Origin of the sequence: Magnetovibrio blakemorei (assembly GCF_001746755.1) — a bacterium.
GTDB lineage: Bacteria > Pseudomonadota > Alphaproteobacteria > Rhodospirillales > Magnetovibrionaceae > Magnetovibrio > Magnetovibrio blakemorei.
Genome location: NZ_MCGG01000037.1, coordinates 1 through 4539, shown reverse-complemented (window position 1 = coordinate 4539; position 4539 = coordinate 1). Strand labels below are relative to the sequence as shown.

At 42.8% G+C, this 4539-nt stretch carries 4 protein-coding genes; 1 reads left to right on the top strand and 3 read right to left on the bottom strand.

From position 1 onward, the window contains the following. Nucleotides 1-277: 277 nt before the first annotated feature. A complete protein-coding gene (locus BEN30_RS11520; RefSeq protein ID WP_069958503.1) occupies nucleotides 278-2782 on the bottom strand; it encodes a bacteriohemerythrin in 2505 nt (834 codons plus the stop codon). 446 nt (nucleotides 2783-3228) lie between these two features. Next, nucleotides 3229-3621: a response regulator gene (locus BEN30_RS11515; RefSeq protein ID WP_069958502.1), complete on the bottom strand. Its 393-nt coding sequence runs from the start codon at nucleotides 3619-3621 to the stop codon at nucleotides 3229-3231. A 226-nt stretch (nucleotides 3622-3847) separates the two neighbouring features. Between BEN30_RS11515 and BEN30_RS18360 the strand changes: the two genes are divergently transcribed. Continuing rightward, a complete protein-coding gene (locus BEN30_RS18360; RefSeq protein WP_139134998.1) occupies nucleotides 3848-4207 on the top strand; it encodes a hypothetical protein in 360 nt (119 codons plus the stop codon). Nucleotides 4208-4246: 39 nt separating this feature from the next. Here the strand turns inward: BEN30_RS18360 and BEN30_RS18665 are convergent. Next, nucleotides 4247-4539 (bottom strand): hypothetical protein (locus BEN30_RS18665; RefSeq protein ID WP_170827036.1); only part of this gene is annotated, 293 nt, incomplete at its 5' end.

Sequence of the window (4539 nt, the reverse complement as noted above, 5' to 3'; positions counted from 1 at the left end):
AAAATTCCGTGTTGCGCGACGACAGCGAGCACACGCTTCAACTCGACTTCGGTTAAGACTTTGGCTTGTGACATTGTAGTGGCTCCCATGTGATGTTTTCATCGTATGGGTAGTGTCACATCACAAGTTTGGGCAGTCTCCCCGAAAACGGGTGCTGGAAAGCGCAGAAATTAGCGGTTTTGTGATAGTTTTATAGAAATATCACATTGTGGGCATGTCCGGTTTAGCACATAAAGCGGAAGAACATTTCTTGCGTGATTGACCGCTGGATTTGACCCTAAACAGTAATTTTCATAGCTGCATTAATTTCTTGGCGCTTGCCTTTGGTATATTTGGCAATTTCCATATCTTCGGTCAGCACATGATCTAACAACCAATCACGCATGAACTTGCGAAGTTTTATCAGCATTTCTGGGTTATGATCCTCACGCCAATTATCCGCCAACTTATCAATATTTTTGGCAATCCCTGAGTGAAGCTTTTTATGATTTTCAAGATCAGGATATTCACATATCTCCATGATTGCCTCTTCACGTCTGAAATGGAAACGTGTGTATTCAATTAACTCCATAACGACATCATTCAATTCATCTTCTTTGATGTCGTCATATGAAATTCTATTGGTCAGGGAGATAAGTAACTGATGGTCCTTGTCTATAGGATCAACGCCCATGCGTAAGTTTTCAGCCCAGATAACGACATCTTTATTTGAAGCCAAAGGCAATTCAATCCAGAAGGTACTGCCGACATCGACTTCACTTTCAAATCCAATTCGTCCTGACAGACGTTCTATGAGCATTTTACTGACTGGGAGGCCAATCCCAGTACCTTCTTTGGCAATCATCGCGTCTCCACCAAGGCGATTGAATATTTCAAAAATGCCAGAGTTTTTATCCTTAGGAATGCCTGATCCAGTATCTGTTATCATAATGCGCAGAAAACCATCGCCCAACTCTTCACTCGTCAAAGTGATCATCCCCCCATCCTTGTTGTATTTTACCGCATTGGAAAGAATGTTGATGAGAACTTGTTTGAATCGAGTTTGGTCGGTCCGGAGAGTCGGAGGCTCATTTTTCGTGATATTGCTTACAATTTTAATATCCCTTGAACGAGCAAGTGGGGAGATCAACTGAATACAATCCTCTAAAACCTCAAAAACATTTACCTTGTGCACAGAAATATGGACTTGGTTGGCTTCAATTTGTGCAAGATCTAAAATTTGATTAACCAACTCAAGAAGATGTGCGCCACCTGCGAGAATGAACTCAACATTTTCATTTTGAGTTGCTGAGAGTGGGTTTTTAGGATCAAACTGCAACATTTGGGCAAAGCCAAGAACGGCATTCAATGGCGTTCTCAACTCATGACTCATAGACGCAAGGAATTCTGATTTTGCCTTACTCGATTTCTCAGCAAGGTCTTTGGTACGCTCCAGTTGAAGCTCATTTTGTTTGCTAGCGGATACATCTTGGATTGTGCCAAATAATCCAATCAAATTGTCATTTTCATCAAATTTAAGCTCACCCAAGCCATTCACCCATTTTTCTGCTTGGGTGCTGTGATCAACTATTTTGTATTGCTTCTCAAAATTTTTGTGGCGAGTGATGATGGTGTCTTGTAGATAAAAAGACATCCCTTCCCGAAATGCAGGGTGGACGAGACTGAGCCAACCGTTAACATCCCTCGTGTAACTTTCATCAATGCCAAAAATATCGTCTAATGCTTTTGAGCTTTCCCAGAACCCTGTCCTGAAGTCCATACTATAGTGTCCGACGTGGGCTACACGTTGAGACTCAGCAAGCCAATGCTCATTCTCAATAAGGGCCCGCTCAGATTTATTTCGTGCTGTAATATTATGACCAACCCCAAGAATGCCGATCACTTCTCCATCTGTATTTCTCATTAGTGTTTTAGTCGTTTCGAGCAATGCTTTTTGGCCATTGTCAGGAAATGTGATCCATTCCTCATTGACTAAGGGAGTCTTTGCTTCCAGAGCCATTTGGTCGTGTTGGCGAAAAAAATCGGCTTGATTTTTATCAACAAAATCATAATCGGTACGGCCGATAATATCGATTTCTTTGGCGCCAAAAAACCGTTCAAAAAGTTGATTGCAGGCTAGGTACCTTCCTTTGTTATCCTTTAGCCAAATCAAGTCGGGTACGGCATTTAGGATAAGTCTTTTTTGTTGCTCACTCTCCTGAAGTGCTGCATCCAAGAACAAACGGTTTTCAATGTCTTGGAGCAAATAACCCAAAAATACTACGGCAGGGGTGAACGTTAGGAGCAGTGGAATAGCAACATTGTTCATAACATCCTGAACAACGGCATCTGGCAATTGTGTGAACAGAAGAATTTCAAAGGCATGGAGAAGAAAGCCAAAGACAAGAAGTTGAAGGGGGCCAATTTTTATCCAATTTTTGAGATAGAAATATCTATAAATTAATCCAAAAGAAACGCTTGAGATAATGACTGCGATGCCAACACCTGTGCCCTCACCAGAAATTGAAAATCGATAGCTAGCGGCCATAACAGCAGCTATTACACCGACAATAGGCCCACCAAAAAGCCCTGAAGTACTTAAAATTACGGATCGAGGATCAAAGATGACGCCGGGCGCTATAACCAAAGGCATCATCATTCCAACGATGCAAATGCCACCGAAAAGGATGCCAGATACAACCTTCCCTACAATTTCATTATTCCGCCATTTCTGACGAATGAAACTTTGAAGTAGGCTAAGAGAAAGAATTAGGGCTACGCCCTTAAGAAGTTCAATGGTCATACGAAAATGATAGTTCTGGCGACTTCACAAAGCAAATATATTCGTGTGTTGCCAATTTCTCAATTTGGCTAAAAAGAGCAGCCCCACTCACCCCACTATTATGGCTGCTTTCGGACGGAAGGCCGACATATTTTTCATGTGATCGCTGTCATGCATCGCCTAAATACCCCTGCACTCACAGGGAACAACCACATGCGCTATCAAGAAATCATCACCGAAATAATCTCAACACCAATTTCATCCACCATCAGCTACGACGCCAAGCTCAATCGCTTGAATTTTGATGATGGCGATGTGCGGCCGAGACTTACGTTAAAAAATGTCCATAAAATGAAAATATTGAGGCGGATCTCAAAAAACATGCCCAAGTTCGGGAGCTGCGGGCGTTGCCCGATTGACCGAGGTTCACTTATCAAGTGTTACACAGTTATCAAGATAACGGTAAATCAGGCGGTGGAAGGTTCTGGTTCACTTAATCCAAGGTGCTTGGCAATTGTAGCCAAAAATGACGCGACCGAAATGGGCTTGGCTATATAATCATCACAGCCTGCATCCAGTATATGTTGTTCATCACCCTTCATTGCAAATGCAGTGCAGGCGAGGACAGGGATATGCTTGAGTTCATCATCCGCCTTCAACATCTTGGTAAGTTCCAAGCCATTTACTTCGGGAAGTTGAATATCCATGATAATTAAATCGGGGCGATGTTCCTTCGCCAACTGCATTACATCCGTACCATTCATGGATTGCACGACATCATAGCCACTTGCTTGAAGCAAATCATGGCACAGCTTCATGTTCAGTTCATTATCTTCAACAATTAGAATAGTTTTGGGCATGTCATGCGCCAGTCTATTGGGAACATAGGGAAGATTGAAAATGACTTTATAGTATCTGCACCTAATACGAAAGTGTTATCTCTATCACAAATAGCTTGAACACGATATTGATCACTTATTGGTTATAGCGGTGGTTCACTTGTTTTCAACACGCCACCGCAACGGCCATAAATACTGAAAATGTCCGCTCGATGGCCTAAATACCCCTACACAGGGGATCAACAACATGCGTTATCAAGAAATCATCACTGAAATCATCTCAACACCACTATCACCAACTATCAGCTACGACGCCAAGTCCAACCGCTTGAATTTTGATGATGAACGCGGGACGCCACGGCTTGGCCTTAAACACGTCCACCGGATCAAATTGCTGCGTCGGAGATATCTCAAACAACAAGCACAACTTCGGCAGTTGCGTGGATTGATGTATGGTGGAAGTTTGTCTGTTAAACAGACAGAAGTCGCAGCAGCACAAGCCGAGCTCGAAGCCATCCAGCATGAAATCCAAACCTTGGAACGCCAACGGGACAACCGCGATGATGTTATGTCCATGGCGATGGATCACATTAAAAGAAAATATTGAGGGGATCGCACCTGATCCCCTCAAATATTTCAGCAACAATTAAGCCGCTTGCACCAAATCCCAAGCTTCCTCGAAAATCCTATCAAGCCCTTGTAGCTTGATAAGTGTCCACCAATCCAAGAAGGCCTTAACATCGCTTTCATCCGTCAAATAGCAGTCAATCTCATCTGCCACCATATGCCCTTCAAATTGGTTAGAAACAGAGACAATGTTAAAGCGTGCTTCCCATATGGGAGGAGTGCAACAGCATGATTTTTCAGCGTATTCAGCAAGTCCAATTTCAACAATGACAAACCCCAATCGTTTTGTATCCGTGCTGAAAATGGATTCAA